Raw genomic sequence first — 26,261 nt, forward strand, 5'->3', positions numbered from 1 at the left:
AAAACGGGGATAGAGAACTGCGGCGTCAGTCCGCGGCGACTTCTTCGGCTTCCTGTTCCTCGTAGTACTCCTCGATGAGGTCCTCGTCGATACGGTTGAGTTCCTCCTTCGGGAGCATCGAGAGCAGGTCCCAGCCGATGTCCAGCGTCTCGTCGATGGAGAGGTCGGCGTCCGACCCCTGGTCGACGAACTCCGCCTCGAAGCGGTCGGCGAAGTCGAGGAACCGGTTGTCACGCTCGGAGAGCGCCTCGCGACCGACAATGTTCACGAGGTCGCGCAGGTCCTCACCCTCCGCGTACGCGGCGTACATCTGGTCGGAGACGTCGGCGTGGTCCTCGCGGGTGAGGCCCTCGCCGATCCCGTCGTCCATCAGCCGCGACAGGCTCGGCAGCACGTTGACGGGGGGTTCGATCCCCTCGCTGTGCAGGTCACGGTCCATCATGATCTGCCCCTCCGTGATGTACCCCGTCAGGTCGGGGATCGGGTGCGTGTCGTCGTCACCCGGCATCGTGAGGATGGGGATCTGCGTGACAGAGCCCTCGCGACCCTTGATTCGACCCGCGCGCTCGTAGAGCTGCGCCAGGTCGGTGTACATGTACCCGGGGTAGCCACGGCGACCCGGGACCTCCTCACGCGCGGCGCCGATCTCTCGCAGCGCCTCGCAGTAGTTGGTCATGTCCGTCAGGATGACCAGCACGTGGTATCCCTTGTCGAAGGCGAGATACTCGGCGGTGGTCAGCGCGAGTCGCGGCGTGATCGTCCGCTCGACGGCGGGGTCGTCCGCCAGGTTGGTGAAGACGACGGAGCGTTCCAGCGCACCGGTGCGCTCGAAGTCCGCCATGAACTCGTTTGCCTCCTCCTGGGTGATCCCCATGGCGCCGAAGATCACTGCGAACTCGGAGCCCTCGTCGTCCTCGCCCTCCGCTTCCTCCGGCACCGTCGCCTGGCGTGCGATCTGCAGTGCCAGGTCGTTGTGCGGAAGCCCGGAGGCCGAGAAGATCGGCAGTTTCTGGCCGCGGACGAGCGTGTTCATGCCGTCGATGGCCGAGACCCCGGTCTGGATGAACTCCTCGGGGTACTCCCGGGAGTAGGGGTTGATGGCCTCGCCGACGATGTCCCGGCGTTCGTCCGGGACGATCTCCGGGCCGCCGTCGATGGGCTGGCCGGAGCCGTCGAGGACCCGACCGAGCAGGTCCTCGGTGACGGGCATCTTCATCGTCTCGCCCAGGAAGCGAACCGAGGAGTTGCGGTCGATACCCTCGGTCCCCTCGAACACCTGGATGGCGACGTGGTCGCTGGCCGATTCGAGCACCTGGCCGCGGCGCGTCTGGCCGTCGCCGGTCTCGATCTCGACGATCTCGTCGTAGCCGACCGGTTCGTCGGTCTCGACGAACACCAGCGGACCGCTGATTTCGGTGATGGTCTGGTATTCTTTCATCGTTAGTACATCTCCTGGAGTTCGGACTCGATGTCGTCGACGAGCTCGTCGACGAACTCGTCGTAGTCCTCCTGGACGCCGATGCGGTTGATGCGCGGCGCGGCGTCGATGTCGGTGATCTCCTCGACGGGAACGCCCGCGTCGAGCGCCTCGAAGGCCGCGTCGTTGTACGCGCGGATGGCGCCGAGGAGGAGGTAGGTCTTCTCCGGCGGACAGTAGGTGTCGACCGGGTGGAAGCCGTTCTGCTGGAGCCATGCCTCACGGAGGTAGCGTGCGACCTCGAGGGTCAGCTGCTGGTCCTCCGGCAGCGCGTCCTTGCCGACGAGCTGGACGATCTCCTGTAGCTCTGCCTCCTCGTCGAGCACGTCGATGGCCCACTGGCGCTGTTCCGGCCAGTCGTCCTCGACGTTGTCGACGAACCACGGGTCGAGCTGGTCTCGGTAGAGCGAGTACGACTCGTTCCAGTTGATAGCCGGGAAGTGCCGACGTTCCGCGAGGTCGGCGTCCAGCGCCCAGAACGTCTTGACGATACGCAGCGTGTTCTGGGTGACCGGCTCCGAGAAGTCACCGCCCGGGGGCGAGACCGCGCCGATGACCGACACGGAGCCCTCGGTGCCGTTGACGTTCTGGAAGTAGCCGGCGCGCTCGTAGAACTCCGAGAGGCGCGCGGCGAGGTAGGCCGGGTAGCCCTCCTCGCCGGGCATCTCTTCGAGACGCGAGGAGATCTCGCGCATGGCCTCGGCCCACCGGGAGGTGGAGTCGGCCATCAGTGCGACGTCGTAGCCCATGTCGCGGAAGTACTCCGCGATGGTGATCCCGGTGTAGACGCAGGATTCACGCGCGGCGACGGGCATGTTCGACGTGTTCGCGATGAGGCACGTCCGGTCCATCAGCGTGTTGCCGGTGGTCGGGTCCTCCAGCTCCGGGAAGTCCTCGATGACTTCCGTCATCTCGTTCCCGCGCTCGCCGCAGCCGACGTAGACGACGATGTCCGCGTCGGCGTACTTGGCGAGCTGGTGCTGAGTGACCGTCTTGCCCGAGCCGAACGGGCCCGGAATCGCGGCCGTCCCGCCCTTCGCGATGGGGAACAGGCCGTCGAGGATGCGCTGCCCCGAGATGAGGGGCGTCGTCGGCGTCTGCTTCTCCTCGGCCGGTCGCTGCTGGCGGACCGGCCACTCCTGGCGCATCTGGATCTCCTCGCCGGAGTCCAGTTCGACGACCGTCTCCTCGACGGTGAACTCGCCCGATTCGATCGAGACGACTTCGCCGCCCTCGGAGCCGGGCGGTACCATCACTTTGTGGTCGATACTCGGCGTCTCGGGAACGGTGCCGACGATGTCGCCGGTCTCGACGACGTCGCCTTCGTCGACCTCGGGCTCGAACTCCCAGGTCTTCTCCAGGTCGATACCCGGGGCGTCGACGCCCCGATCCAGGTACGGCGACCCCATCTTCTCCTCGAGGACGTCGAGGGGGCGCTGGACGCCGTCGTAGATGGCGTCGAGCATGCCCGGCCCGAGGTCCACGGAGAGGGGTGCACCGGTCCCTTCGACCGGTTCGCCGGGGGAGACGTCGGAGGTCTCCTCGTACACCTGAATCGTGGTGATGTTTCCTTCGATCTCGATGACTTCACCCATCAGCCCTTCGTGACCGACGTACACGACGTCGTTCATCCGGGCGTCGAGGTCGGTCGCGGTGACGACCGGTCCCGAGACGCTCTCGATAACGCCGTCCTCTCGGACGTCAGATTCTGTGGCTTGACTCATGTTAGTCTTCCTCCATCAGGTCGATACCGATCGCTCGCTTGATCTGCTCGCGCAATCCGCCGCTGCCGGCGCCGCCGCCGAGCGTCACCAGCACCGGTTCGACGCTGGTCTCGGCGTCCTGGCGCACCCCGCGGGAGAGCGCGTCCATGTCCTCGCTGTGCATCACGACGATGCCGACGTCGTCGTCGTCGAGCATCTCCTCGACGGCCTCGTCGAGGCGTTCGTCCTTCTCGTCGTCGGGAACGTCGGCGAACTTCCGGACGCCGGCCAGCCGAAAGCCGGTCGTGAAGCTCGGGCTCCCGATCACGCCTATCTCCTGGCTCATAGGGTCACCAGCTCCTGTTCGATCTCGTCGGGTTCGAGCCCCGCCTCGCGGCCGCGGGCGATGGCCCGGATGTTGTCGACCTCGCGCTCCTTGGCGAGGACGTACGAGAGAACCGGACAGACAGACAGCGTGTAGCGGTTCGATAACCGGTCGGCGTACTCCAGCAGGGCCGCGTCCAGCGCCCGCTCGAAGTCGATGAGGTTGTTCGCGTCCTCGAGGGCGTCGAGCGCCGCATCGAGGTCGTCCCCGTACGTGCTCTCGCGGACGCGCTGGACGAGCTGGTCCGTGTTCGTCGCCAGCTGCCGGATGGTCGTTTCGTCGAAAAGCTGTCCGCCCTCGATGTAGTACTCGGAGGGGTCGATGTCGGCCCCGCTGCGTGCGAGCCGCAGTGCGTTCCGGAGGTTCCGGAAGTCGATCTCCGTGGTGAGGAACTCGACGTACAGCGCGGTCGGCGTGTCGGGCTCCGTCACCGTCGGGAGTCCGTCGACGAGCAGCTCGTAGAAGGCGCGGTCGAGCGCGTTCTCGAGCGGGACGAGCACGTCCATCTCCTCGAAGACCTCGTAGGCCGCCGACAGGCCCTCGTCGTACACGGTGCCGTCCAGAATGGTGACGACCTCCTCGATGGACCCCGCGTTGACGAGCTGGTCGACGACGTCGTCGGGGAGCTCGCCGGCGCGGATGAGGTCGTCCTCGATGTGGCTCGCGTCGGCGCCCGCGTAGATGCCGCGGATGACCGTCTTGACGTTCCAGACGTCGAACTTTCGCAGGTAGCGGGCGATGTAGTCGTACAGCTCGCCCTCTGCCCACCGGAGCAGGTCGTCGAAGTGCTTGGCGAGGTTCCGGTTGAGCGCGTACTCGACGAGATCGACGCCCCCGTACCGCGAGCCGAGGGCGTTCATCTCGGTCTCGTACTCGGTCTCCTCCATGAACCGAGCGATCTCGCCGGTTCCCATGCGGACCAGTTTCCGGTAGTCGTCGTCGTCGAACAGGGCCGCCCGGCGGGCGCGGACGCGAGCGTTGACGTACTCGTAGTTCCCGGCCCCGCCACTTGTCTGTTCGTCGACTTGCACGGTCATTGCTCCTCGAACAGCCGCGAGCTGACGTCTCGCAGGTTGTCCTCCCACACCGATTCGATAACCGAGTCGAAGGTGTTGTTGACCCGGACGCGCGAGGCGTCACTTTCGACGACGACGCCACCGAGGCAGTCGTACTCGCCGGCGTAACTGAAGCCGTCGTAGTCGGCGAGGACGCCCTCGATCAGTTCCTCGTCGTCAGCGCGGCCGTAGACGTCAACGTCGGCGTCGGCGTCGAACTCGGCGGCGGCCGCGTCGACGAGCGACCGGGTGAGTTCCTCGCGAGTGTCGCCCTCGAGGCCGGCGATTTCGGCCTCGACCTGTTCGCGGACGTCTTCGAGGACGTCGCGGCGGGCCGAGAGCCGTTCCTGCTTGGCCTCGAGCTTGGCACTGGAGAGGCGCTGTTCGCGCTCCTGCTCCACCTCGCGCTCGGCCTCGCGCTCGCGCTCTTCGCGGATCGACTCGGCGTCGGCCTCCGCGTCGGCGATGATTTCGTCGGCCTCTGCCTCGGCCTCCGACCGGAGCGCTTCCGCGCGTTCCTGGGCCTCCTCTCTGATGTCCTCTACGACAGTCTCCATGCTCATAGTTCGACGGAAGACGTCCCCGGGCTCGGTTCGTGCGACGTCGATCGACGCCGTCCGGCCGGCCTGGACGGTTTCAGTGGGGTAGCGAGTGTATCCAAGTTCATGATCGTGAGCCTCCTGTAGTTGATCGTCCGAACGGGTCAATCTCGGCCTAGACGACCCATAAAACTTCCCAAACGCGCCGATATTCACGCCCCAGACAGCAACCCTCGCCGTCCGTCGAGACCGCGTCGAGCAAGCCGAAAAGGCCGTCACGGCTCGCGGGTCGTTCGTCGGGCCGATACGCCGACGGGTGATGGCCGGTCGCCCCGGCCGTCCGCCCGGTGATCGCTACCGTCGCGATCAGGCCAGGAAGAAGACGACGAACGCGATGATAATCAGGGTCTCGGGGAGCGCAGTGAAGATCAGCGCCGAGACGAACAGATCGTCGTCCTCGGCGATGGCGCCGACCGCGGCCGACCCGATACCACGCTGTGCGTAGCCGGTACCGAGGGCGGCGAGCCCGACGGCGATCGCGGCGGCGGCAGGTCCCTCGAGCGCAGGGGCGGCAGCGGCTGCCCCCTCTGATTGCAGTGCGACGTTGGCGAGTTCTGTGATAGTTGCAGTCATTGTTTTAGGTCGCGTTTACTTCTCTCCGAACAGTTTGCCGTTCTGCGGTTGCGTTCTTAAACCTTCCCAAATACACTGACCGATTCGGCCGAAAACGGGTGATACGGTGGCCACTACTGGCGTGTCAGGGGTTTCCACATGTAGAAAATCGGAAGGATCTTCGCGCTACTCCTCGGCGGTGTACTCGCGCTCGTGACCGAACGGCGAGTAGGCCGTGCCGCCACCGTCGTAGAACTTCGAGAAGAACTCGAAGTACTCGAGTCGGATTGCCTGGATGCCCGAGGACGTGACGCCGAGCACGAGCACGACCAGGTGGCCGACGATCAGGACGGCGATGCCAGCGACCGTCAGCGCGATGCCGCCGTGCATCATCCCGCCGAACATGACCTCCGCTTCCGGATAGTGTTCGGCCACGTACTCCGGCCCGTAGCTCAGCATGAAGTGGAACTCGCCGTGGTGCTCGTAGGCACCGAAGAACAGGAGATTGACCGCGAAAGCCATCCCCGCCTTGGCGAGCAGCACTGCGCTGATACGCAGGTACGAGAGGGCGTGAGCGAGCACGACGTGGATCTCGACGAGCTCGTGGGTCGGTCCCACGAGGATCATCAGGATGGCGACGAGCAGCATGGCCGCACCGAGCAGGCCGACCCACTCCGGGAGCCCGGTGAAGCCGAGTTTGAAGGCCGCTTTCTCCCCGCTAGCGAACGCGGTGTAGAGGAACTCGGGCTTCGAGTTCGCGCCGAGCCGGCTGAAGATGAACAGCCAGAGACCGGACAGGGCGAACAGCCAGGAGCCCGTTTCGAGCATCGCCTCCTTGAATCCGTGGAGCGAGTAGTTCTCGGCGAACTCGAAGACGTAGCCCAGGCCCATGTGGACGACGCCGAACAGGGCGGTGATGAGGAACCAGGCCTCGGCCCAGTACGCGTTGGCCGGCATGAGTCCCTTCTTGATCGGCGCCCCACCGATCAGCGGGTCCCACAGCAGGGTCGAGATCGTGTGCAGACCGAATATCTCACCGTAGAGGACGCCGAAGACGAGCGTCGAGATCCCGGCCGCGGCGGTGATGAGGCCGAAGTTCTTCATCGCGTCGCCGTCGAACGACTTGTACATGTAGTAGCCGATACCGGTGTAGATGGCACCGTACCCGACGTCGCCAATCATGAACCCGAACATGAGCGGGAACGTCAGGAACAGGATTATCGTCGGGTCGAACTCCGAGTACTTCGGGTTACCGACGGCGTTCGTCAGCAGCTCGAAGGGCTTCGTCGCCTTTGGGTTGTCCTGGACGACCGGCGGGTCGTCGTCGCCCATGGTCACGACGCCGCCGTCGGCGACCGTCTCTTTCTCCTGACTCGTCTCTTCCTCGGCGGCGGCCGCTTCGTCGGTCTCGCCTTCGTCTTCGAGCCTGACGGTCGACCCGTGTCCGTCGACCGTCTTGCCGGGACCGGCTTCCTCCGCGACGGCCTCGTGGCCCTCGTGGTGGCTGACCCGGTCGTACTCGGCCTGTTCGAGCTCCTCGACCTCGACGTGGTCACCGACGGCCGCTTCGAGCGCCGAGACCAGCTCGTCGTAGCGGTCGGTCGGCACCCATCCCTCGGCGACGAAGGCGTTGTCGGTCGTCGCGAAGCTCAGCGGCGCCTCGCGCTTCTGCACTGCGATGGTGAGCGTCTCCTCGGCCGCCAGGAGGAAGCCCGCGACGTCGTCCTTGATGCCCTCAAGGTCCCGGTCGACGCCGTCGAGTTCGGATTCGAGTTCCGCCTTCCGCTCGCGCAACTCGGCCAGTTTTGCCTCCGGGTTCCCCTCGGCTTCGGGGACGTCGTAGGCCTGGAACGGCACACCGACGAGCAGGTCGGCGACGGTGACGTCCTCGTTGGCCGGGTAGACGAACACCGCGACGGCGCCGTCCTCGGCGAACACCTCGTAGGCATCGACGGCGTTCGAGCCCGCAAGCTCCGATTCGATCAGCTCGGCGTCGCCCTCTCCGACGGCGACTTCGAGCGAGTCGTACCCGGAGAGCAGGTCGAGGTCGATCCCCAGGTCGACGAAGGGCTCGAACGAGCCGATACGGTCCTCGACGGTCCGTAACTCGTCGCGAAGCTCGGAGCGGCGGTCGTCGAGTTCGTTGACGTCGGCCTGGATCGAGGCGACCTCCGATTCGAGCGCGTCCCGTTCGACGAGCTGCGTCGGTCCCGCGTCCTCGTCCTCGACGTCGAGGATGGACTCCAGTGACCGGACCGTGACGAGCAGTTCGGAGGCCTCGTTAGCCCCCTCGGCTGGGTCTCCTGGCTCGAACCCCTCCCACGAGCCGTCGTACTCGGAGAGGTGGAGCAGGTCGAGACCGTGGACCTTCTCGACGACGTCGTCGACGACGCGTTTGGATCCCGTGACCGAGACCCGGCTCATTCGCTCAGGTCTGAGCATGCACCGCCTCCTCGAACAGCTCCGTCACGTAGTCGACCACCTCGTCCGTTCGGTCCTGCGCGGTCGCCTCGAGTTCCTGGCGGGCCTGTTCACCCTCCTCGAGAATGCGGTCGCGCTCGGCCTCGATCTCCTCGCGTGCCTCGGCGAGGCGCTCCTCTGCGGCCGAATCGGCCTCGTCGCGAGCCTCCTCCCGGATCGCTTCGGCCTCCTCCCTGGCCTCCGCGACGATCTCCTCGCGGTCACGCTCGGCCTCGTCGACGATCTCGTCGGCCTCCTGTTCGGCCTCCTTGATCTGGTCGAGAACTTGTGGCCGTGGCATTTTCTAATCGTCTTCAGGTAGCTCTAGGGAGTATTTGGTAGTTGCGAAGTAAGCTTGGTTCTGATCGGAGTGAAGAACCAAGTTATTGCGAACGGGGAGCGCCAGCGACCCGTGAGCAGCGGGGTCGCGAACGGAGTGAGCGACCAAGTTATAGCAAACGGCGACCGGAGGGAGCCGTGAGCAGCCGGGTCGCTCGCACCGCTCAGAACCAGGGTATAGCGAACCGAGTTGAGAGCCCCACGAACAGCCCGGTAGCCCCCAGACCGAAATCCCCGGAGTTAATGCCCGACCCCTCGAAATCGCCCGTAGCAATGGGAGTGCTCGAAGACAAGTCCCGCGCGCGCACGTTCTACAAATATCTCTCGAAGGTGTACGACCGGGTGAACCCGTTCATCTGGAACGAAGAGATGCGCGACGAGGCCATCGGGCTGCTGGGGCTGGAGCCGGAAGACGACGTCCTCGACGTGGGGTGTGGCACTGGTTTCGCCACGGAGGGCCTGCTCGAACACGTCGACCGGGTTCACGGCCTCGACCAGAGCGAGCACCAGCTCGAACGAGCCATCGGCAAGTTCGGGACGGACGGGCCGGTGGAGTTCTGCCGCGGCGACGCCGAGCGCCTCCCCTTCGACGACGACTCCTTCGACGTCGTCTGGTCCTCGGGATCCATCGAGTACTGGCCCAACCCCGTCGTCGCGCTGCGGGAGTGCCGGCGCGTGACGCGGCCGGGTGGCCAGGTGCTCATCGTCGGCCCGGACTACCCCAACCAGACAGTGTTCCAGAAGCTCGCTGACGCCATCATGCTGTTCTACGACGAGGAGGAGGCCGACCGGATGTTCCACGAGGCGGGCTTCGACAGCTGGCGCCACCACATCCAGCAGTCTCGGCCAGGGAGCCCGCGGGCGATTACGACGCACGCGCAGGTTCCCGAAAACTAGCTCGCCCGCGAACGCACCACGACGACAGTCTGTTTCTCCCGCGCGATCCGGGCAGTCACCTGATCGCCCTCGTCGATAGTCGGCGAGTTCGTCGAGGCGAGCCTGAACCCGGCGGTCTCGCCAGCGCGCCAGCGCGTGTCGCCGCCGCTGTTGAACGGCCCGGTCGGCCCGCTCACGAAGCCGGTCGCAGCGAAGAAGGGGACCGGGGGTTGCTCGGCGAGCGGCGTCCCATCGACCGTGATCGAGAGGGAGAGGCGACTGACGTTTAGCGTGTCTCCGCCGCGGTGGGTGAACCGGAGGCGGTCGGTTTCGGCGTCGACCGAGAGCGAGACAGCGGCACTGGTGGGTTCGTCCGGCGTTTCGAGCACGAGTACCGCAGTTCCGACGGCGGACGCCGTCAGCACTGTAATCGCGAGGAGGAGAGCGACCCCGACGACGGGCGCCACGGCGCGGTCCATGGCGGCGCTGGCACCCTCATCGTATATGAATGTCCGCCCTCAGTCGGGGAGGTAGACGCTCACGGACTCGTTGTCCTCGGTCGTCGCGGTGATCCGGTCGGGGCCCCGTGGTTCCACGAGCCAGAGACTCCCGTCGGCCCCGGTGTGGCCGACCGGTTCGCCGTTGACCGTGACCGTCGCGTTCGTCGGGACGGCGGTCTCGTTGTGCGAGAGGTCGACGTGGAGCGGCCCGCTCTCGTAGGTCTTGTTCACGCGCATGTCGAGCGATTCGTTGTGGGCGGTTATCGTGTTGCTGACCGGCATGGCCGAGAGTTTGTGGCGCTGGGACTCGCGGAACACGTTCGTCGTGGCGCCGTCGATGTACGCGGTCAGTTCCCCGTTGGTGAAGTCCGCAGTGAACCGGTAGATGCCGGTCCGTCCCAGGCCCTGGATGGCAGGGGAGAGCGAGTGGTTCGTGACCCACGGGTACAGTTCGTAGCCGCGGAGCCGAGCGGCGTTGCCGCGCGGGACGTCGGCCTCCATGAAGGTATCAGTCGCGTTCTCGTCCCGTTCCGTGGCGAGATACGTCTCGCGAACGTAGGAGTCGTCGGTGACGTACGCCAACGTGTACCCGTCGCCGGAGGTCTCGGCGTAGATTGTCTGGCCGGCCGTCTCTCCCCCAGCGGCCCGGCTGACGTGTTCGCTTGCCGGCCCCTGGAGCACCTCCAGTTCGCCGTTGATATCCGCCAGCCTGACTCGAATTCTCGTGGAGGGGGAGTAGTCGTCGTCAGCGCGAGCGACGGCGTCGACGTGCTGGATCGTCGCCCGCAGGTGTTCGGAAGCATTGTGGATCCGGGCCCGTTCGCGGGTGAACTCGGCTGCGGTCATCGATCCGTTGGCGTACGCGGACACGGCGGCCTTGTCACGGCGTTCGAGGGCCTGCTGGCGGCGTTCCACGCTATCGGCGGCGTTCCGTATCGCGGCAGTCTTCTCGGTATCGTTCGCCGCCGATTCGAACGATCGCTCGAAGGAGATTCTGATGAACTCGCTCTGCATCCCGGTCGTGTCGCCGTCGATAGCGGTCGCGAGTGAGAGACCGTCGGCAGTCGTTCCGGTCGTCGTGACTTCGTTCGTCGGGACGGTGAGGTAGTTCGACGTGTTGTCCATCGACACGATCAGTGGACTGGTCTGGGCGGCGTCGTCGGCACCGGCACCCAGCGGTGCGAAGGCGCCGACGACGAGGAGGAAGAGGAGGGAGACCAGTAGGGCGAAACTTCGACGCATTTCCGAGTGGGTACAGGACGAATCACCAAAAACCCATCTCTTTGTCCACCCCGAGCGGACACCCGAGAGGAGTGAAGACGTTTTAAAACGGCCGCTGACGTTTTATTTGCGGATGGAAAGGGTTTTCCTCCCGGGCACTGGAATCACCACAGAGAGATGTCCGCCCGGTTTCGTCCCGCCCTCCTCGCCCTCCTCGCGCTCACGGTGGCCGTCGCGCCGCTCGCAGCCACCGGAGCGTCCCTCCCGTCAGCGACTGGGTCCGCCAGCGCTGCCCAGACGACGGCGACGCCCACGGAGACGATCCCCCCGGAGACGACCCAGATCGAGATCCAGCTGCAAGCGAACGGCGACGCCGCCTGGACGATAACGACGCGCCTCGACGCCACGACCGAGGAAGAGAACGCGACGTTCCGCGACCTGGCGGACCAGTACGAGAGCGGACAGAAGACTCCGCCGTGGCTCGATACGGTTCGCGCCGCTGCCGCCGCGTCGTCCCAGGCGAGCGGCCGTCAGATGAACGTCACCGACGAGCGTTTCACCAGCGACGTCAACAGCTCCACGTTCACTCTTCGCTTCACCTGGACCGACTTCGCGCGCGAAGATGGCGATTACATGGCTGTCGACGACGCGTTCAACACGACACGGGGCACCTGGCTCGACGGGCTGACCGAGAGCCAGGAGCTAACCATCGAACTACCGGATGGATATGCGGCTGTCAGCGCTCCCAAGGCAGTTCAGAACGGTCAGTTCCACTGGCAAGGCCCCCAGCAGTTCGAGCCGGGCTACATGACCATCGTCTACGACGGTGATGGCGGTGTCGTCAGTCCGAATCCGGATCCCCCACGCGAGAGCCTCATCTGGGGCGGGTTCTTCGTCGTCGGCATCATCGCTGTCGGCGCGTACGTCTTCGCCAGGCGAAACGGGGGCCTGCCGTCGCCAGTGCTTGGAGGAGGGGACGGAACCGATTCCCCGTCCGCGAGTCCGCCCACGTCGCCGTCAACCGGTGACGCAGACGAAGAGACGGTCACGACGGGTACCGTCGAACCGACCACCGAGGAGTCCGAACCGGACGACGACGTCGACGAGGAACTGCTCAGCGACGAAGAGCGCGTCGAACGGCTCCTCGAAGCCAACGGCGGCCGCATGAAACAGGCGAGCATCGTCAAGGAGACCGGCTGGTCGAACGCGAAGGTGTCCCAGTTGCTCTCCGCGATGGAGGACGACGGGGCCATCAACAAGCTCCGCATCGGTCGCGAGAACCTTATTTCGTTCCCGGACGAGGACGTGACCGAATTCGATCAGAACTGATAGTGGTGGTTGTAACTTTGTACCGACGTTCGCCGGAACCGTCCACGTCGAACGCCGGTAAGGGCTTACAACCACCACTATGAGACCTGCGGCCGAGCATTCGGGACACGGCGGCCGGAAACGGATGTCACGTGGGTGAGAGTTCGGAAACGTTTATTCGCCCGCCGGACCCACGTCTGGTGTGAAAATTCTTGTCACGGTCAAGGAGGTGACCGTCGTCGACGACGAGTTCGAGATCGACGGGCTCTCGATCGACGACCGGTACGTGACCTACGACCTCAACGAGTGGGACGAGTACGCCGTCGAGGAGGCCGTCACGATAGCCGAAGACGTCGAGGACGTCGAGGTGGTGACCGTCACCATCGGCCCGGAACGCGCCGACGAGACCATCCGGCAGGCGCTGGCCAAGGGCGCCGACCGCGCCGTTCGCGTCTGGGACGACCGACTGGCAGAGGCGAGCATGCTGGACCCGGCGACGAAGGCCCGGCTACTCGGTGCCGTCGCCGAGGAAGAGGACCCGGACCTCGTCCTGACCGGCGTGCAGTCGGGCGACGATAGCCTGGGCGCCACCGGCGTCTCGCTGGCCGAACGGCTCGAGATGGGCTGGGCGGCGGTCGTCAACCAGCTGGATCTCAGTGCGGACGAGGGTGTGGCGCACGTCCACCGCGAGCTGGAGGGCGGCGTCGACGAGATATCCGACGTCGAGCTCCCGGCGGTGTTGACCATCCAGACGGGCATCAACGACCCGCGGTACGCCAGCCTCCGCGGGATTCGCCAGGCCCAGAGCAAGGACTTAGCCGTGAAGTCGCTCGACGACCTCGGGCTGGGCCCCGACGCCCTCGACAGCCCGATCGAACAGACGGCGCTGTACGAACCCGAGACCGAAGGCGAAGCGACCCTGTTCGAAGGCGGTGCCGGGGAGACAGCCGGTGAACTCGCCGGACTACTCCGGGAGAAGGGGGTGGGCCAGTGACGGTCCTCGCCGTCGCGGAACACCGCCGCGGGGAACTCCGTGACGTGAGCGACCAGCTCGTCGCCGCCGGGTACGACCTCGCGGACGAGACCGACAGCGAGCTCCACGTGGCCGTCGTCGGCGGCGACACGGCGGAGTACGGCGACCGGCTGAACCGACCGAGCGTCGACGTCGTCCACACCGTCGAGGCCGGTGCGGAGTTCAACCACGACGTCTCCGTCCAGGCGGTCGAACAGCTGGTCGACGCAGTCGACCCGACCGTCCTCCTCCTGCCACACACCGTCAACGGGATGGACTACGCCCCCGCCGTGGCGAGCCGGCTCGACCGACCGCTGGTCACCGACGCGGTCGACCTGGCCGTCGACGACGACCTGACGGTGACGCGCGAACTGTACGGCTCGAAGGTGGAGACGACCGTCGACGTCCACGCTGACCGCGCCGTCGTGACGGTCCGGCCCGGCGAGTGGCCACCGGCGGACGGGAACGGCGAGGCCAGCGTCGAGGCATTCGACGCGACTATCGACGAGTCACAGGTCCGCTCGACGGTCACCGGATTCGAGGAGGCCGTCAGCGGCGACGTCGACATCACGGACGCCGACGTCCTGGTCTCGGTCGGCCGCGGCATCGAGGAAGAGGAGAACCTCGACCTCGTCCGCGACCTGGCCGACGCCCTCGGCGCGACGCTGTCGGCGTCCCGACCGATCGTCGACAACGGCTGGCTCCCCGCCGACCGCCAGGTCGGTCAGTCCGGCAAGGTCGTCACGCCGGACGTCTACCTCGCCATCGGCATCTCCGGCGCCGTCCAGCACGTCGCCGGCATGAAGGGCGCCGACACCATCGTCGCCATCAACAAAGACCCCAACGCGCCCATCTTCGACATCGCCGACTACGGCATCGTCGACGACCTCTTCGACGTCGTCCCGGCCCTGACCGAGGAGTTCAGGTAAGCGATCACGCCCGAGCACCGCGAGGGCGTGCCTTTTTCTCCCACGTTTTTCGACGAGCGGTTCGCGAGCACAGCGAGCGGACCCGAGGAGAAAAAGGTGGTACTGGCATCGTCGACGATCTCTTCGACGTCGTCCCGGCCCTGACCGAGGAGTTCAGGTAAGCGATCACGCCCGAGCACAGCGAGGGCGTGCCTTTTTCGCCCACGTTTTTCGACGAGCGGTTCGCGAGCACAGCGAGCGGACCCGAGGAGAAAAAGGTGGTACTGGCATCGTCGACGACCTCTTCGACGTCGTCCCGGCCCTGACCGAGGAGTTCAGGTAAGCGATCACGCCCGAGCACAGCGAGGGCGTGCCTTTTTCGCCACCGGGAGAGCAGCGCTCTCCCGAGCCCACGCTCGCTCCGCTCGCGTGGACCACGTTTTTCGACGAGTGGTTCGCGAGCACAGCGAGAGACCGGATCCGACAGAGCCACGCGTCCAGGGGGTACCGTTCCTGGACGAACGACGACACCGTCGTCGAAAACACACCCACGATCGCATCCGTCAGCTACTTGCCCACCTCTCCCAAAGCCACGCCACATGGAATACCTGGAACGGCGCCGGGACCAGGTGGAGGACCGCCTGGTCGAGGTGCTCGACGCCGTCGAGCCCGGCGAGCTCGCCGACCAGGTCCGGCACGTCACGCTCGCGGGCGGCAAGCGCGTTCGCCCGACAGTGACCGTCCTCGTCTGTGAGGCACTGGGCGGCGAGCCGACCGACGCCACAGACTACGCCGTCGGTATCGAACTCGTCCACAACGCTTCGCTCGTCATCGACGACATCATCGACGAGTCCGACGTCCGCCGGGGGACGCCCTCCGCGTGGGCCGAGTACGGTCACGGGCCGGCGATCATCGCCTCCGACGGGTTACTCGGCGAGGCGTTCGGCCTCTTCTCCGCCGACGAACGCGCGATGCAGGCCGTCTCCGAAGCGATGGTCGAACTCGGCGAAGGGGAGGCGACGGAACTCGTCGCCCGGCCCGCCTCGGAGGACGAATACATGGAGCTCGCCCGGCGGAAGACCGGCGCGCTCTTTCGTGCCGCCGCGGAGCTGGGGGCCATCGCCGCCGACGCCGACGCCTACACCGTCGAGGCTTTCGGCACCTACGCCGAGCGCGTCGGCGTCGCCTTCCAGATCCGCGACGACGTGCTGGACGCGACGGCCGACGCCGAGAAACTCGGCAAACCCGCCGGCCAGGACGCCGAGATGGAGCGACCCTCGTTCGTGGAGGTGACCGGCCTGGCGCCCGAGGAGGCCAACGAGCGGGCCCGCGCCGAGTCCGACGCCGCCCTGGAGGCGCTGTCGACCGTCGACGCGCCCGACTCCCAGGCCATCGAGTACCTCCGGGACCTGGCGGAGTTCGTCGTCGTAAGAGAAAAGTAGGACGCTCCGACCGCAGGGAGGAGCATCTTCAAACCGAACGGGAAGTGGAACGACCCGTGAGAAGGCCGGCGCGATCGAGTGCCTACCCGTGGAACCGGTACAGCGACGTGACGTAGGGGAGGCGGTTGAACATCCAGATGGCCAGCGGCAGCCCGACGATAGTTATCGCCAGGAACGACGCGACGTTGGCCCAGAGCCACGAGAGCCACCAGCCGACGAAGACGAAGTAGACCGCCCGTATCGCGAGCGACTGCTGCCCGCGAGCGGAATCGGGGTCGTCGAGTGACCGGGGTTCGGCCAGCGTGAGCGCCGTCGGAACCAGGTTCGTCAGCTTGATCCCGACCGGGATGAGGACGATGGTCGCGTTGCAGAACCAGGCGACGTTGACGAGTATCGGCGTGAGCCACCAGCCGACGAAGACGAACCAGAGGGCGCGGACCGGGAACGAGCGCTGGGCCATACCAGGGGTAGGGCCTCATCGCACAAAGCGTTGGCCGAACGTAGTCCTTAAGCGCGGCGTGGGACAACGAAGTGGCAATGACAGTCATCGCGACGGTCGGTCTGCCCGGCAGCGGCAAGGGCGAGGCCGCGAACGTCGCCGAGGAACTCGACGTCCCCGTCGTGACGATGGGCGACGTCATCCGCGCGGAGTGTCGCGACCGCGACCTCGACCCGGCCACCCACCACGGGCAGGTCGCACAGGCGCTCCGGGAGGAAAACGGCCCGGCAGCCATCGCCGAGCGCTCGCTCCCGCTGATCGAAGACGCGCTGGAAGACAGCGACGTCGTCCTCGTCGACGGCGTTCGCTCGGGCGTCGAGGTCGACGAGTTCGAGACGGCCTTCGACGGGGAGTTCGCGCTCGTCAGCATCGAGGCCCCCTTCGACGTGCGCGCGGAACGAATCGACGAGCGCGGCCGCGACAAGGGGAGCGACGAGGGCGGCGAGTCCCTCGAAGCGCGCGACGAGCGCGAACTCGGCTTCGGCATGGGCGAGGCCATCGACCGCGCCGACGTCAGCATCGACAACACGGACAGCCTCGACGCGTTCCGCGCCCGCGTACGGACACTGCTGACCGAGGGCGTCGCCGCCTACCGGAGCCAGTACAGCCAGTGACAATGACCGCGCTCGATTCCACCACTCGCGCTCTCCAGCAATGACCACCATCTACCAGATCGACGTTCAGATAACGGCTCCCGTCGCCGACACCGAGGTGACCGACCGGGTCGCCGACGCCATCACGAACCTCTTCCCGAACGCCGACCCGGAGTTCCGCCACGGCGAGCTGTTGGCGGAGACCCACGACATGGACCACTTCTCCGAGTTGCTCCACCGCTTCGAGATCCTCGACACCGCCCGCTCGGTGTTCTTCGACGAACTGGATGGGGACACCATCGCCTTCGACCTGAAGAAACAGGCCGCCTTCGAGGAGCGGATCAACTTCGCCGTCGGCGACCCCGCCGAACTGGGCGACGTCCACGTCCGCGTGCGCGTGAACGAACCCTCCGCCGAGGAGTTCATCGACCACGTCGCGCCGCCGACAGAGGAAGGAAAACCGGTCGACCTCGACGGGTGAGCGTCCGCAAGCGCCGCCGCTGACGGCGCCGCACTGGCCCGCCGCAATCCCCATCCGCCGCAATCCCGGCCCGTCGCAACCCATTTGTCCCCGACTCCCGACCGCCCGGTATGGCCACCGACACCGTCGTCTGTTTCGACCTCGACGGGACCCTGGTCCACTTCGACCGGGCGTACGACCGCATCCTCACCGAAGCATTCGACCAGCACCTCGACGGAACCGACGACGTCCACCTCGACGCGTACGACGAGGCCTTCTTCGCCGCGTTCGACGAGCTGGAGGCCGACCCCTACGCCGCCGGCGTTTCGGCCGTGCAAGAACGGCTGGCCGACGATGCAGCGCAGAACGACGAACTGGACCACGACGAACTGGTCGCGACCGTCCGCGAGGCCGAGTTCGCGGCGTCGTCCGTCCCCGACGCCGCCCGGGAGTGCCTGGCGGAACTGGCCGACGACGACCACACCAGCCTCGCCGTCGTCACTGACGGCGTCGGCGAGTGGCAGCGAGCGAAACTGGACCACCACGGGCTGACCGACTACTTCGACGAGGTGGTCGTCTCCTACGACGTCGGCGGCCACAAGGCCGACGGCGCACCCTACGACGCGATTCGGGACCGGTTCGAAGCAGACGAGTACGTCATGGTCGGCGACGACTACGAATCCGACGTCGAGGGCGCGCGTGCTGCTGGTTTCGTTCCCATCCACTACGAGGACGACAGTGAGGGACCGGAACTGTTCGCGACTCTGCGGGCGATGCTCTGACCAGGATCTGTTGCTGAAGTAGTTTTCAGGAGTACACTAGCGAGTGCCAACAGCCCGAAAGCCCTCGCGCCGCTCGACCGCTCCGGGGCTCGCTGCGCTCCAGCGGGTGCTTGCGTCGCCCGGGAGGGTTCGACCGCCGCTCGCCCTTTCATTCCTCCAGGGCCAGCACAGCACCGCAGCCCTGCCCTTCCCCTGGTCGCGCGATGAAACGCGCTCCCGGCCGAGCGGTTGCTGAAGGAAGTGTGATTCGCGCCGGACGGCGCGAATCCGGGGAGGTTTGGTGGATTTAACCGCGAGCGCGTGCCGCAGGCCGCGCGAGCAATGCAGTGCCTGGTGGACTGAAAGGGCGAGTGCGTTTCCGGGAACCCGGAGCCCCCAAGCACCACAGCGGAGCGAGGAGCGCAGGGTGGCTCCCGGGACTGGAAACGCACGAGGGCTTTCGAGTTCTTGGTAGAGAGTCGTCCAATACTCAACTATCACTCCTCAAACCCGCTCACGAAAATCGCGACGGACTCACTCACGTCGCGCCGTCTGGTCACCCGGACGTCGGTCACCCACTTGACCCACTGGAAGCCGCGGCGACCCGGCGCGACGAGTCGCATCGGGAAGCCGTGGTCGTGGCTGATCCGCTCGCCGTCGACGTGGGTGGCCAGCAGCGCGTCGCGGGCTTCCTCCACTGGCAGCGACCACCGGTAGCCCGTCACCGAGCGGAACTGGACCCAGCGGGCGTCGTCGGTCGGTTCCGCGGCGTCGAGCAGGTCGCTGACGGCCAGCCCCTGCCAGTCGTGGTCGGAGTACCAGCCGCTGGTGCAATCGAGCACGGCGCGTTGTTCAGCATCGGTCCCGAGTTCGTCGATGCCCAGGGCGTCCACACCGAGCGTCGCGGGCTCGTCGACGAGCCCGTCGACCCGGAGTTCCCAGTCCTCGGCGTCGATAGGGGCGGGGTCGTCGGCGACCCAGCTGGTCACCGGGAAGGCGTTCCCGTCGCCGCTGCCCTCCTCGCGGGAACCGGTGAACCGACGGTCAGCGCCGGCGGTGTCGAGCAGGTCGTTGGCGGCCCGCTGGCCGCGCCAGGCCAATGCGCTCAGACCCACGACGGCGGCGTACTGGAGCGCGGTCCGTCGACCGCCGCTGGTCGTGCCCGCCGGCGAGTGATAGCGGTGCCGCAGGTGCCAGAGGAGCACCAGCGGCACCGCGACGCCGAGGGTCATGTGGACCATCAGGAGCCCCCACGGGCCGACGCGGACCGAGCCACCGAAGGCCCACCAGAGGCCCGTCCCGAGCGCGCCGAGGGAGGTGACCGCCAGCAGAACGGAGACGAGACGGACGCGCGTGAGCCGGTCCGGACGGAGGCGAGCGGCGACGCGGCGGAGTTTGAAGGCCAGCAACGCGACGAGCGAGAACGCCGCAACGGCGTGGACGTCGAACACCCACGCGCCGCTCGGGTCGCCGACGACGAGGCTGTAGAGGCCCGTGCCGACCAGAATCGCGACCGCTGCGGCGAGGGTCCAGTCGACGACGCGGGCTGGGGGTTCGAGGCGTCGGAGCGGATTCACCGTGAGCCGATCTTTGGTACGCAGACGCATGGATTGTGCGGTCGGCGAGAACTGGCGAGGATCACGGGTCTGAGCCCGTCAGCGACTGCAGCCGCCACGGTCAGTACGACTCCTGCACGACCACGGCACCACTGTCGTCCCGCACGGTGGCGGTGTCGCCGTCGTTGTTCCAGATGGCGCCGTTCGAACTCCAGAAGTAGGCGGTCCCGTCGTCGGTGCCGGACCCGGAGTAGAGCCGGATCGAGTCCTCGGCCGGGACCCTCGCATCCGCGGGGAAGGTGTACTCGCGGTCCGCGGCGTCGTCGACCGTCCAGCCACCGATGTCCCGTGGCCCCTCGCCGCCGTTTGTCAGCACCACGAACTCGCCGTTCAGGTTCTCGTTGTCGTTGCCGGGCGCGTCGGCGACGACGCGGACGTCGAGACCGTCGCTCGCACTCCGGGATGCGGGGTCGGCGCACTGCCACACGCCGATGCCAGCCTGCCGGGCCTCGGCTTCGGCGGCGTAGAACGAGTCGGCGCGGGTGAACGAGGTGTCGTAGACGCGGGCGTACCCACGGGCGACGAGCTGGTAGTTCAGGTTCGCATCGTCCCGCACGACGTATGCGAGCAGGCGGTCGTACCGGTCCCGGGTGTCGGTCTCGGGGTCGACGACGAGGGTGACGTCGGCCCCGTCGACCCACTCGGTCAGGGCGGTGGACGCCCGGTCACCCGCGTCGGCGAGACAGGCCCGCCCGGACTCGTTGTCGGGAACGCCCTCGAACTCCGCCGGGTCGGTCTGGCCGCGGGTCTCCGGGGTGTCGACGCCGACCAGCCGGACGGTGTCCGTGGAGCCGTCGGCGTAGCGAACCTCGACCGTGTCGCCGTCGACGACTCTCGTCACCGTGGCTTCGCGGCTCTCCCCCTCCGCCGGGACGCCCGGGTCGCCCGTCGCGTTCGGTGCCGCCGGGCTGGCCGGTCCGTCCAGGCCGTTGGCCGGCCCCTCGGTGGTGACCGAAACCGCGCCACAGCCCGATAGCGCGACGGCGAGCATGACCAGGAGCATCAGCGAGTGGTGGCGCCGGCGGCGGCGGTCCATACCGCACCTGCACCGCGCCGGCCTACAAACCTGGCGACCCGGTGGCGCGAACGTCGCGTTGATCGGGGCCGATCGCACAAACAGTCAAATGGCTACCAGTCAACGACTAGACCAGAGATGCTCGTGCCGACCCCGGTCCGGGAGATAATGCGGTCGCCCGTCGAACGGATATCGCCAGAAGCGGCCGTCGTCGAGGCGGCAGAACGGCTCCGCGACGGGGACGTCGGGTCGCTCGTCGTCGTCCACGGTGGCGAGCCAGTGGGGATCATCACCGAGAGCGACGTGGTCGCAGTGGCGGCCGCCCGCGGGGACACGGACGCACTCACCGTCGGGGACGTGATGTCGGAGGACCTGGTGACCGTCGACCCCGACGCCACCGTGGAAGCGGCCGTCGAGTCCCTGCGGGCCCACGACGTCGAGAAGTTGCCGGTACTCGAAGACGGGGCGCTGGTCGGCATCGTCACGACGACGGACGTCGCCGACTACGTCCCCCGCGGCACCTGGACGGCGGGCGAGTCCGTCCCCCGCACCGATCGCCAACCCTTCACCCGCCCGGACACGTCCTACGAGGACGAGGAGTGGGACTTCGAGAGCTACGGTACCGAGGACGGCATCGACGTCGGCGACCACGTCACCTTCACGAAGACGCTCGCCGAGAGCGACGTCCGGGCCTTCGCCGAGGCCTCGGGCGACACGAACCGGCTCCACCTCGACGCGGAGTACGCCGAGGAGACGCGCTTCGGTCGGCGAATCGTCCACGGGACGCTCGTCGCCGGGCTGATCAGCGCGGCACTCGCCCGGCTCCCCGGCCTCACCATCTACCTCTCACAGGAAGTGAGCTACCGCGGCCCGGTCGACCTGAACGAGCGAGTCACGGCCCGTTGCGACGTCGTCGAAGCCCTGGGCGAGCGCCGCTTCCGGCTCACGACCGCAGTAGAGGACGCCGACGGCGAGACGGTCGTCGACGGCCAGGCGGTCGTCCTCTCCGACCCGCATCCCGAGGGCGTCTGAACGCAGTTCGGACGCGACGAAGCAGGCGTCGCGGTCCGAACGTCGCGATCCGGACGCCTCTGCACCCGAAACGGGGGTTTATGCCGCCTGCAACCGTATACCAATGCACGAATGAGTGACGACGTGTTCACGGATCCCGAGGACGAAGCGCGGTCGCCAGGCGAGAACGGGACGGACCGGGCGGACGACGAGTGGGTCGACATCCGCATGACGGACCCGGCGGCCGGCGAGTGGAACCTCGACGCCGTCGTCGTGGACGGGCAGGTCGAGTACGTCGACCTGCAGGTCCGCCCGGACGTGCTCGCCGACTTCGTCGACTGCCTCGTCGCCGACGTGAGTCCGGAGCGCGCGAGGCGGATCCTGGAGCGCGTCGCCGCCGGCCAGGACATCGACCTCGGGGCCGAGCGCACCGACGCTTAGTCCTGCGAGCGACGACACGAGTGCGGCCGGCGTCTCCCCGTTTCCGCGTTCCTCATCCGGCATATGTCCCGCCTCTCCCGCGTCCTGACCGCTGTGCTGACCGTCGCCCGAACCGCGGACGACCACGACGTCAAGTACCCGGCGGCGGCGATGGCCTACTACGCGTTCGTCTCGTTTCTCCCCCTGTCGGTGCTCGTCCTCGCGATCGTGGGCGAGTCCCTCGCGGGCGAACTCCAGCGAACCACGCCGCGCTTTCTCACGCCCGAGGCCCAGGCGCTCGTCCGGGAGGGGTTGACGGCGGCGTCGGGCCGGGCCGGCGCCGTGGCCTTCGCCGTAGTCGTCATCGCCTGGGGCGGGGCCAACGTCGTCCTCGGCTTCCAGACCGCCGTCGAGCGCGTCGAGGAGCGCGAGGGGGACCCGCTCGGCGAGCAGTTGCGGGCCGCCGCCAGCATCCTGGGGTCGCTCGCCATCGCCGTGGTCCTCATCGTCCTCACGAGCGTCACCTTCGCGTTGCTCCCCTCGGGGTCGCCGTTCGCGTTCGTCGGTCACGCCGTCCTGCTGCTCGTGCTCACCGTCGCCTTCCTCCCGATGTACACCGTCCCCTCGCAGGAGGTGACCCGCTTCGTCGAGGCCGTCCCCGGCGCGTTCGTCGGAGCGCTGGGCTGGACGATACTGCTGACGATCGCCCAGGCCTACGCCGCCAACGCGGCGAGCTACGCGATATACGGCGTCCTCAGCGGAGTCATCATCATCCTCACCAGCCTCTACCTGGGTGCTATCTTCCTCATGCTCGGTCTCGTGGTCAACGCGATTCGCGCCGACGGGACAGCGGTCAACAGGTAGGGACCCGGGCGCCGACGTGCGGTGGTGCCGTCACGCCAGCAACGCGACCACGGCGATACCGATGAAGACGACCTTCAGCGCGGTGTTGACGGCGACGACTTTCGACCCGAACTCTGCGCCCCAGATGCCGTACTGGAACGGGATCGACCGTTTGAACGTCGACACCGCGAAGGAGACGATACCGCCGATGAGCATCGTCGCGACGGCCTGTCGCGGGGTGAACACCCCCTGTTCTATCAGCGGCGCGATGACGATGGCGCCGTTGGTCGTCTCGATAGCGAACACCGCGATGACCGGCACGGCGGCGCCGGGAAGCCCGACGAGCCCCGCCAGCGTCTCCACGGGCGCGGCGAGGCCCGGAATCGACACGCCGACCGTGGCCTCCATGAACGCCGAGACAGCGTCCTGCCGGGCGATCAGGACGGCCACGAGCACGTACACCACCAGCAATCGCGGCAGGATCGAACGGAGTTTGTCGCCCGTGCTCCAGACCGCCTCCTGGACCTTCCCGCGCGCCGTCGTCGGGCCGTCGTCGTCCTGGTCGCCGCCGGCCGCGTTCGACCCGTCGACGGCCGACATTGCGGCGGTGTCGACGTTCCCGCCGGAGAGGAGGAGACGGCCGGCCAGGATGCCCACGAGCGTGATTGCCAGCGCGATGGCCGCCCGGAACCCGACGTACAGCAGGCCGACTTCGAGGCCGAGGATGGGGATCAACACGGGCGCGTAGAAGGTGAAGATGTGCTGGGCGAAGCCGAAGAACGTGTTGATGGTGACGGCCACCAGCGTGGCGCGGTCGTCCAGCACCCCGGACTCGCGGTACTCGGCGAGCATGCCGTAGCCCGCCGTCGGCGAGGCCGTCGTCGCCAGGATGGCCGTCCCCACCTCTCTCGGGAGGTTGGCTGGCTCGGTCAGGTAGCGGGAGAGCGCCGCGACGCGGTCGACGAGGCCGAACGACACTGCCAGGTTCGCCAGCAACACCCCGATGGCGACGAGCACGCCGATACGGGCCACTCTGGGGAGGACGGTCCCGACGAGCAGGTCCACCAGCCACTCGGTCACGGGAGGGGGTTTCGACCCCGGCGGCTAATGGCCGTCGTTTTCGGCGAACGTGCGCGTCGTCGAACGCGTCACGTCGGCGGACGAAGCCGGCGGAATGCGACCATCAGCGGACAGGATACCACGACTCGGGCCCTTTCGACGGCTCGCAGGGCTCGTCCGTACGTCCCTGTTTGTCACTGGTCCGACTTCAAACGTGAAAGGAAAGGGCTGATAACAGGGGAGCGAAATCTGATTGACATGGCGGCGACCTCGTGGAAGCGGGACTTCGCGAGCGGACTCATCATCCTCCTGCCGATACTGGTCAGTCTGTACGTCCTCGCGTACCTCTACGGTATCCTCGCCGGCGCGCCGTTCTCGCTCGTCATCGATGCGGGAACGCTCCGCGACCTGAACCTCCCGTCGATGCTCGTCAACAGCGCTTGGTTCCTCACCTTCGTGCGCGTGATGACGACGCTGTCCGTGTTCGTCCTGCTGGTGTTCTCCATCGGCTACCTGATGCGGACGGCGATGGGCGACTACGCCGAGGGAAAACTCGACGAGCTGATGAACCAGCTCCCGGGGCTGCGGGTGGTGTACAACGCCTCGAAGATGGCCGTCGAGACGGCCGTCTCGGGGACGGAGGACCTCCAGGCGCCGGTGAAAGTCGAGCCCTGGAACGGAATGCGGATGACGGCGTTCAAGACCGGCAAGTCCACGCCGGACGGCCGGGACCTGCTCTTCCTGCCGACCGCGCCGAACATCACCAGCGGCTACGTCATCGAGGTCGAACCCGAAGACTACGAGGAGGTGAACGAGAGCGTCGAGGACGCGCTCACTCGCATCCTCTCGGCCGGCTTCGGCGACACGGACGACGACACCCCGGCGATGACCATCGGCGTCGGGGCCGACGACGACGACGACGACTGACGACGCGACGACTGGCAGCCCAACGACTGTTTTCGCGAACGGACTGACTGAAATCGAAGCAGCGCTCGCCCGCTCAGACGTACGTGAACCAGTCGTCGTACTGCTCGGGGGCTTCGTCGAGGACGTCGAAGAAGCGAGTCTGGATCTCGTCGGTGACGGGGCCCTTGGTGCCGGCACCGATCTCGTTGTCGTCGACGCTCCGGATGGGGGTCACTTCGGCCGCCGTCCCGGAGAAGAACAGTTCGTCGGCGGTGTACAGTTCACCCCGCGAGATGGTGGCACCCTCGTGGACGGTGTAGCCCAGGTCCTCGGCCAGGTCGATCACCGACTGGCGGGTGATGCCGTCGAGGATGGACTCGGCGAGGCCGGGGGTGTGGATCTCGCCGTCCCGGACGAGGAAGATGTTCTCGCCCGGGCCTTCCGCGACGTTCCCCTCCTTGTTGAGGACGATGGCCTCGGTGTAGCCGTTACCCGTCGCCTCCAGGTTGGCGAGGACGCTGTTGACGTACGCGCCCGTGGTCTTCGCGTTCGTCGGGATCTGGCTGGAGGCGTGCTTGCGCCACGAGGAGATGGCGACGTCGACGCCCTCTTCCAGAGCCTCCTCACCGAGGTAGGCGCCCCAGGGCCACACCGCGATGGCGGTCTCGACGGGCGACTTCGAGGGGTTCAGCCCGAGCGGGCCGTAGCCGTAGTAGGCGATGGGCCGGATGTAACACGACTGGAGCTCCTCGCGACGGATGAGTTCGAGCGTCGCCTCCGAGAGCTCCTCCTGTTCGAAGGGGATCTCGATGTCGTACACCTTCGCCGAGTCGTAGAGGCGCTGGAGGTGTTCCTCCCAGCGGAAGATGGCCGGGCCGTTGGCCGTGTCGTAACACCGGACGCCCTCGAAGACGCCCGTGCCGTAGTGGAGGCCGTGGGTGAGGACGTGCGTCGTCGCGTCCTCGAAGTCGACGAACTCCCCGTCCTGCCAGACGGTGTCGACGCCCTCGAACATCTCCGGGCGGTCGGTCACGCCGTCCACCCCCGGAACCCGTGGGTCGTCGTCCCGCGATGCTGTTCCCGGCGAGCCGTCCTGCCACCGTCGTCGGAATGCATATCCTGCCCATTGGACGGCACCGTTAAGAGTGTTGACGGTCCGCGCGTCGACGTGACACACCACCGAAATGCGTTTCCGGACCGTCGCTGGGCCGGCCTGCTCACGGTTCGCTTCGCTCACCGTT

At 67.1% G+C, this 26,261-nt stretch carries 27 protein-coding genes; 12 read left to right on the forward strand and 15 right to left on the reverse strand.

The features are described from left to right. Window positions 1-25 precede the first annotated feature (25 nt). From AC5FRV_RS18290 to ahaH, 8 genes are all read right to left on the reverse strand, one after another. Window positions 26-1,438 (reverse strand): ATP synthase subunit B, encoded by a 1,413-nt coding sequence (locus AC5FRV_RS18290; protein ID WP_493562523.1) that lies wholly within the window; start codon window positions 1,436-1,438, stop codon window positions 26-28. Window positions 1,439-1,440: 2 nt separating this feature from the next. After that, complete coding sequence (locus AC5FRV_RS18295; protein WP_493562524.1) at window positions 1,441-3,201, reverse strand: ATP synthase subunit A; 1,761 nt, start codon at window positions 3,199-3,201, stop codon at window positions 1,441-1,443. Window position 3,202: 1 nt separating this feature from the next. Continuing rightward, window positions 3,203-3,526: a V-type ATP synthase subunit F gene (locus AC5FRV_RS18300; protein ID WP_493562525.1), complete on the reverse strand. Its 324-nt coding sequence runs from the start codon at window positions 3,524-3,526 to the stop codon at window positions 3,203-3,205. After that, entirely contained in the window at window positions 3,523-4,602 is a 1,080-nt protein-coding gene (locus AC5FRV_RS18305; protein ID WP_493562526.1) for a V-type ATP synthase subunit C, read from the reverse strand. Before AC5FRV_RS18305 ends, AC5FRV_RS18300 begins: the two co-directional genes overlap by 4 nt. Beyond that, window positions 4,599-5,183 (reverse strand): V-type ATP synthase subunit E, encoded by a 585-nt coding sequence (locus AC5FRV_RS18310; RefSeq protein ID WP_493562527.1) that lies wholly within the window; start codon window positions 5,181-5,183, stop codon window positions 4,599-4,601. Before AC5FRV_RS18310 ends, AC5FRV_RS18305 begins: the two co-directional genes overlap by 4 nt. 342 nt (window positions 5,184-5,525) lie before the next feature. Continuing rightward, entirely contained in the window at window positions 5,526-5,792 is a 267-nt protein-coding gene (locus AC5FRV_RS18315; protein WP_493562528.1) for a F0F1 ATP synthase subunit C, read from the reverse strand. A gap of 165 nt (window positions 5,793-5,957) precedes the next feature. Continuing rightward, window positions 5,958-8,213, reverse strand: coding sequence for a V-type ATP synthase subunit I (locus tag AC5FRV_RS18320; protein WP_493562529.1), 2,256 nt, complete (start codon window positions 8,211-8,213; stop codon window positions 5,958-5,960). Continuing rightward, window positions 8,200-8,532, reverse strand: coding sequence for an ATP synthase archaeal subunit H (gene ahaH, locus AC5FRV_RS18325; RefSeq protein WP_493562530.1), 333 nt, complete (start codon window positions 8,530-8,532; stop codon window positions 8,200-8,202). Before ahaH ends, AC5FRV_RS18320 begins: the two co-directional genes overlap by 14 nt. Window positions 8,533-8,843: 311 nt before the next feature. Between ahaH and AC5FRV_RS18330 the strand changes: the two genes are divergently transcribed. Continuing rightward, window positions 8,844-9,467 carry a methyltransferase domain-containing protein gene (locus AC5FRV_RS18330; RefSeq protein WP_493562531.1) on the forward strand — a complete coding sequence of 208 codons (624 nt, stop codon included), beginning with the start codon at window positions 8,844-8,846 and terminating at the stop codon, window positions 9,465-9,467. On the opposite strand, the gene AC5FRV_RS18335 is transcribed toward AC5FRV_RS18330, so the two are convergent. Then, on the reverse strand, window positions 9,464-9,925 hold the full coding sequence (locus AC5FRV_RS18335; protein WP_493562532.1) for a type IV pilin domain-containing protein: 462 nt from the start codon (window positions 9,923-9,925) through the stop codon (window positions 9,464-9,466). The genes AC5FRV_RS18330 and AC5FRV_RS18335 overlap by 4 nt on opposite strands. 39 nt (window positions 9,926-9,964) lie before the next feature. Continuing rightward, window positions 9,965-11,188: a DUF7096 domain-containing protein gene (locus AC5FRV_RS18340; protein ID WP_493562533.1), complete on the reverse strand. Its 1,224-nt coding sequence runs from the start codon at window positions 11,186-11,188 to the stop codon at window positions 9,965-9,967. Window positions 11,189-11,344: 156 nt separating this feature from the next. Here AC5FRV_RS18340 and AC5FRV_RS18345 point away from each other — a divergent pair, with 156 nt between their 5' ends. The 4 genes from AC5FRV_RS18345 (at window position 11,345) to AC5FRV_RS18360 (ending at window position 15,837) form a co-directional block, all read left to right on the forward strand. Continuing rightward, window positions 11,345-12,496, forward strand: a complete 1,152-nt coding sequence (locus AC5FRV_RS18345; RefSeq protein WP_493562534.1) for a helix-turn-helix transcriptional regulator — start codon at window positions 11,345-11,347, stop codon at window positions 12,494-12,496. Window positions 12,497-12,677: 181 nt separating this feature from the next. Beyond that, the gene (locus tag AC5FRV_RS18350; protein WP_493562535.1) at window positions 12,678-13,469 is read left to right on the forward strand and encodes an electron transfer flavoprotein subunit beta/FixA family protein; all 792 of its coding nucleotides are present in this window, start codon (window positions 12,678-12,680) and stop codon (window positions 13,467-13,469) included. Continuing rightward, the gene (locus AC5FRV_RS18355; protein WP_493562536.1) at window positions 13,466-14,416 is read left to right on the forward strand and encodes an electron transfer flavoprotein subunit alpha/FixB family protein; all 951 of its coding nucleotides are present in this window, start codon (window positions 13,466-13,468) and stop codon (window positions 14,414-14,416) included. The genes AC5FRV_RS18350 and AC5FRV_RS18355 overlap by 4 nt, the downstream gene beginning before the upstream one ends. 578 nt (window positions 14,417-14,994) lie before the next feature. Continuing rightward, window positions 14,995-15,837, forward strand: a complete 843-nt coding sequence (locus AC5FRV_RS18360; RefSeq protein ID WP_493562537.1) for a polyprenyl synthetase family protein — start codon at window positions 14,995-14,997, stop codon at window positions 15,835-15,837. A gap of 82 nt (window positions 15,838-15,919) precedes the next feature. Here the strand turns inward: AC5FRV_RS18360 and AC5FRV_RS18365 are convergent, their stop codons facing one another. After that, window positions 15,920-16,297, reverse strand: a complete 378-nt coding sequence (locus AC5FRV_RS18365) for a YccF domain-containing protein (RefSeq protein ID WP_493562538.1) — start codon at window positions 16,295-16,297, stop codon at window positions 15,920-15,922. Between the two features lie 77 nt (window positions 16,298-16,374). Here AC5FRV_RS18365 and AC5FRV_RS18370 point away from each other — a divergent pair, with 77 nt between their 5' ends. The 3 genes from AC5FRV_RS18370 (at window position 16,375) to AC5FRV_RS18380 (ending at window position 18,171) form a co-directional block, all read left to right on the forward strand. Beyond that, window positions 16,375-16,950, forward strand: a complete 576-nt coding sequence (locus AC5FRV_RS18370) for an AAA family ATPase (RefSeq protein WP_493562539.1) — start codon at window positions 16,375-16,377, stop codon at window positions 16,948-16,950. Between the two features lie 40 nt (window positions 16,951-16,990). Then, on the forward strand, window positions 16,991-17,410 hold the full coding sequence (locus AC5FRV_RS18375) for an RNA-binding domain-containing protein (protein WP_493562540.1): 420 nt from the start codon (window positions 16,991-16,993) through the stop codon (window positions 17,408-17,410). A gap of 110 nt (window positions 17,411-17,520) precedes the next feature. Then, window positions 17,521-18,171: an HAD family hydrolase gene (locus tag AC5FRV_RS18380; protein WP_493562541.1), complete on the forward strand. Its 651-nt coding sequence runs from the start codon at window positions 17,521-17,523 to the stop codon at window positions 18,169-18,171. A gap of 476 nt (window positions 18,172-18,647) precedes the next feature. Here AC5FRV_RS18380 and AC5FRV_RS18385 read toward each other — a convergent pair whose 3' ends face one another. After that, window positions 18,648-19,757, reverse strand: coding sequence for a molybdopterin-dependent oxidoreductase (locus AC5FRV_RS18385; RefSeq protein ID WP_493562542.1), 1,110 nt, complete (start codon window positions 19,755-19,757; stop codon window positions 18,648-18,650). Between the two features lie 70 nt (window positions 19,758-19,827). Further along, window positions 19,828-20,802, reverse strand: coding sequence for a thermonuclease family protein (locus tag AC5FRV_RS18390; RefSeq protein WP_493562543.1), 975 nt, complete (start codon window positions 20,800-20,802; stop codon window positions 19,828-19,830). A gap of 117 nt (window positions 20,803-20,919) precedes the next feature. Between AC5FRV_RS18390 and AC5FRV_RS18395 the strand changes: the two genes are divergently transcribed. The 3 genes from AC5FRV_RS18395 (at window position 20,920) to AC5FRV_RS18405 (ending at window position 23,076) form a co-directional block, all read left to right on the forward strand. After that, entirely contained in the window at window positions 20,920-21,813 is an 894-nt protein-coding gene (locus tag AC5FRV_RS18395) for a CBS domain-containing protein (protein ID WP_493562544.1), read from the forward strand. Window positions 21,814-21,924: 111 nt separating this feature from the next. Further along, window positions 21,925-22,233 (forward strand): hypothetical protein, encoded by a 309-nt coding sequence (locus tag AC5FRV_RS18400; RefSeq protein ID WP_493562545.1) that lies wholly within the window; start codon window positions 21,925-21,927, stop codon window positions 22,231-22,233. Between the two features lie 63 nt (window positions 22,234-22,296). Beyond that, window positions 22,297-23,076 (forward strand): YhjD/YihY/BrkB family envelope integrity protein, encoded by a 780-nt coding sequence (locus tag AC5FRV_RS18405; RefSeq protein WP_493562546.1) that lies wholly within the window; start codon window positions 22,297-22,299, stop codon window positions 23,074-23,076. 30 nt (window positions 23,077-23,106) lie between these two features. Here AC5FRV_RS18405 and AC5FRV_RS18410 read toward each other — a convergent pair whose 3' ends face one another. After that, window positions 23,107-24,135 carry a nucleoside recognition protein gene (locus AC5FRV_RS18410; RefSeq protein WP_493562547.1) on the reverse strand — a complete coding sequence of 343 codons (1,029 nt, stop codon included), beginning with the start codon at window positions 24,133-24,135 and terminating at the stop codon, window positions 23,107-23,109. Window positions 24,136-24,372: 237 nt separating this feature from the next. Between AC5FRV_RS18410 and AC5FRV_RS18415 the strand changes: the two genes are divergently transcribed. Beyond that, entirely contained in the window at window positions 24,373-25,041 is a 669-nt protein-coding gene (locus AC5FRV_RS18415; RefSeq protein WP_493562548.1) for a DUF502 domain-containing protein, read from the forward strand. A gap of 73 nt (window positions 25,042-25,114) precedes the next feature. On the opposite strand, the gene AC5FRV_RS18420 is transcribed toward AC5FRV_RS18415, so the two are convergent. After that, a complete protein-coding gene (locus tag AC5FRV_RS18420; protein ID WP_493562549.1) occupies window positions 25,115-26,053 on the reverse strand; it encodes a branched-chain amino acid transaminase in 939 nt (312 codons plus the stop codon). Between the last annotated feature and the right edge of the window lie 208 nt (window positions 26,054-26,261).

The sequence above is a fragment of the Halomicrobium sp. HArcel3 genome, assembly GCF_058933135.1.

Coding starts and splice junctions, on each gene's coding strand:
- AC5FRV_RS18330 (WP_493562531.1), top strand. CDS start 8,844: ATGGGAGTGCTCGAAGACAAGTCCCGCGCGCGCACGTTCTACAAATAT.
- AC5FRV_RS18305 (WP_493562526.1), bottom strand. CDS start 4,602: ATGACCGTGCAAGTCGACGAACAGACAAGTGGCGGGGCCGGGAACTAC.
- AC5FRV_RS18400 (WP_493562545.1), top strand. CDS start 21,925: ATGAGTGACGACGTGTTCACGGATCCCGAGGACGAAGCGCGGTCGCCA.
- AC5FRV_RS18375 (WP_493562540.1), top strand. CDS start 16,991: ATGACCACCATCTACCAGATCGACGTTCAGATAACGGCTCCCGTCGCC.
- ahaH (WP_493562530.1), bottom strand. CDS start 8,532: ATGCCACGGCCACAAGTTCTCGACCAGATCAAGGAGGCCGAACAGGAG.
- AC5FRV_RS18290 (WP_493562523.1), bottom strand. CDS start 1,438: ATGAAAGAATACCAGACCATCACCGAAATCAGCGGTCCGCTGGTGTTC.
- AC5FRV_RS18380 (WP_493562541.1), top strand. CDS start 17,521: ATGGCCACCGACACCGTCGTCTGTTTCGACCTCGACGGGACCCTGGTC.
- AC5FRV_RS18315 (WP_493562528.1), bottom strand. CDS start 5,792: ATGACTGCAACTATCACAGAACTCGCCAACGTCGCACTGCAATCAGAG.
- AC5FRV_RS18365 (WP_493562538.1), bottom strand. CDS start 16,297: ATGGCCCAGCGCTCGTTCCCGGTCCGCGCCCTCTGGTTCGTCTTCGTC.
- AC5FRV_RS18385 (WP_493562542.1), bottom strand. CDS start 19,757: ATGCGTCTGCGTACCAAAGATCGGCTCACGGTGAATCCGCTCCGACGC.
- AC5FRV_RS18300 (WP_493562525.1), bottom strand. CDS start 3,526: ATGAGCCAGGAGATAGGCGTGATCGGGAGCCCGAGCTTCACGACCGGC.
- AC5FRV_RS18415 (WP_493562548.1), top strand. CDS start 24,373: ATGGCGGCGACCTCGTGGAAGCGGGACTTCGCGAGCGGACTCATCATC.
- AC5FRV_RS18360 (WP_493562537.1), top strand. CDS start 14,995: ATGGAATACCTGGAACGGCGCCGGGACCAGGTGGAGGACCGCCTGGTC.
- AC5FRV_RS18345 (WP_493562534.1), top strand. CDS start 11,345: ATGTCCGCCCGGTTTCGTCCCGCCCTCCTCGCCCTCCTCGCGCTCACG.
- AC5FRV_RS18335 (WP_493562532.1), bottom strand. CDS start 9,925: ATGGACCGCGCCGTGGCGCCCGTCGTCGGGGTCGCTCTCCTCCTCGCG.
- AC5FRV_RS18395 (WP_493562544.1), top strand. CDS start 20,920: ATGCTCGTGCCGACCCCGGTCCGGGAGATAATGCGGTCGCCCGTCGAA.
- AC5FRV_RS18320 (WP_493562529.1), bottom strand. CDS start 8,213: ATGCTCAGACCTGAGCGAATGAGCCGGGTCTCGGTCACGGGATCCAAA.
- AC5FRV_RS18405 (WP_493562546.1), top strand. CDS start 22,297: ATGTCCCGCCTCTCCCGCGTCCTGACCGCTGTGCTGACCGTCGCCCGA.
- AC5FRV_RS18370 (WP_493562539.1), top strand. CDS start 16,375: ATGACAGTCATCGCGACGGTCGGTCTGCCCGGCAGCGGCAAGGGCGAG.
- AC5FRV_RS18390 (WP_493562543.1), bottom strand. CDS start 20,802: ATGGACCGCCGCCGCCGGCGCCACCACTCGCTGATGCTCCTGGTCATG.
- AC5FRV_RS18295 (WP_493562524.1), bottom strand. CDS start 3,201: ATGAGTCAAGCCACAGAATCTGACGTCCGAGAGGACGGCGTTATCGAG.
- AC5FRV_RS18310 (WP_493562527.1), bottom strand. CDS start 5,183: ATGAGCATGGAGACTGTCGTAGAGGACATCAGAGAGGAGGCCCAGGAA.
- AC5FRV_RS18340 (WP_493562533.1), bottom strand. CDS start 11,188: ATGCGTCGAAGTTTCGCCCTACTGGTCTCCCTCCTCTTCCTCCTCGTC.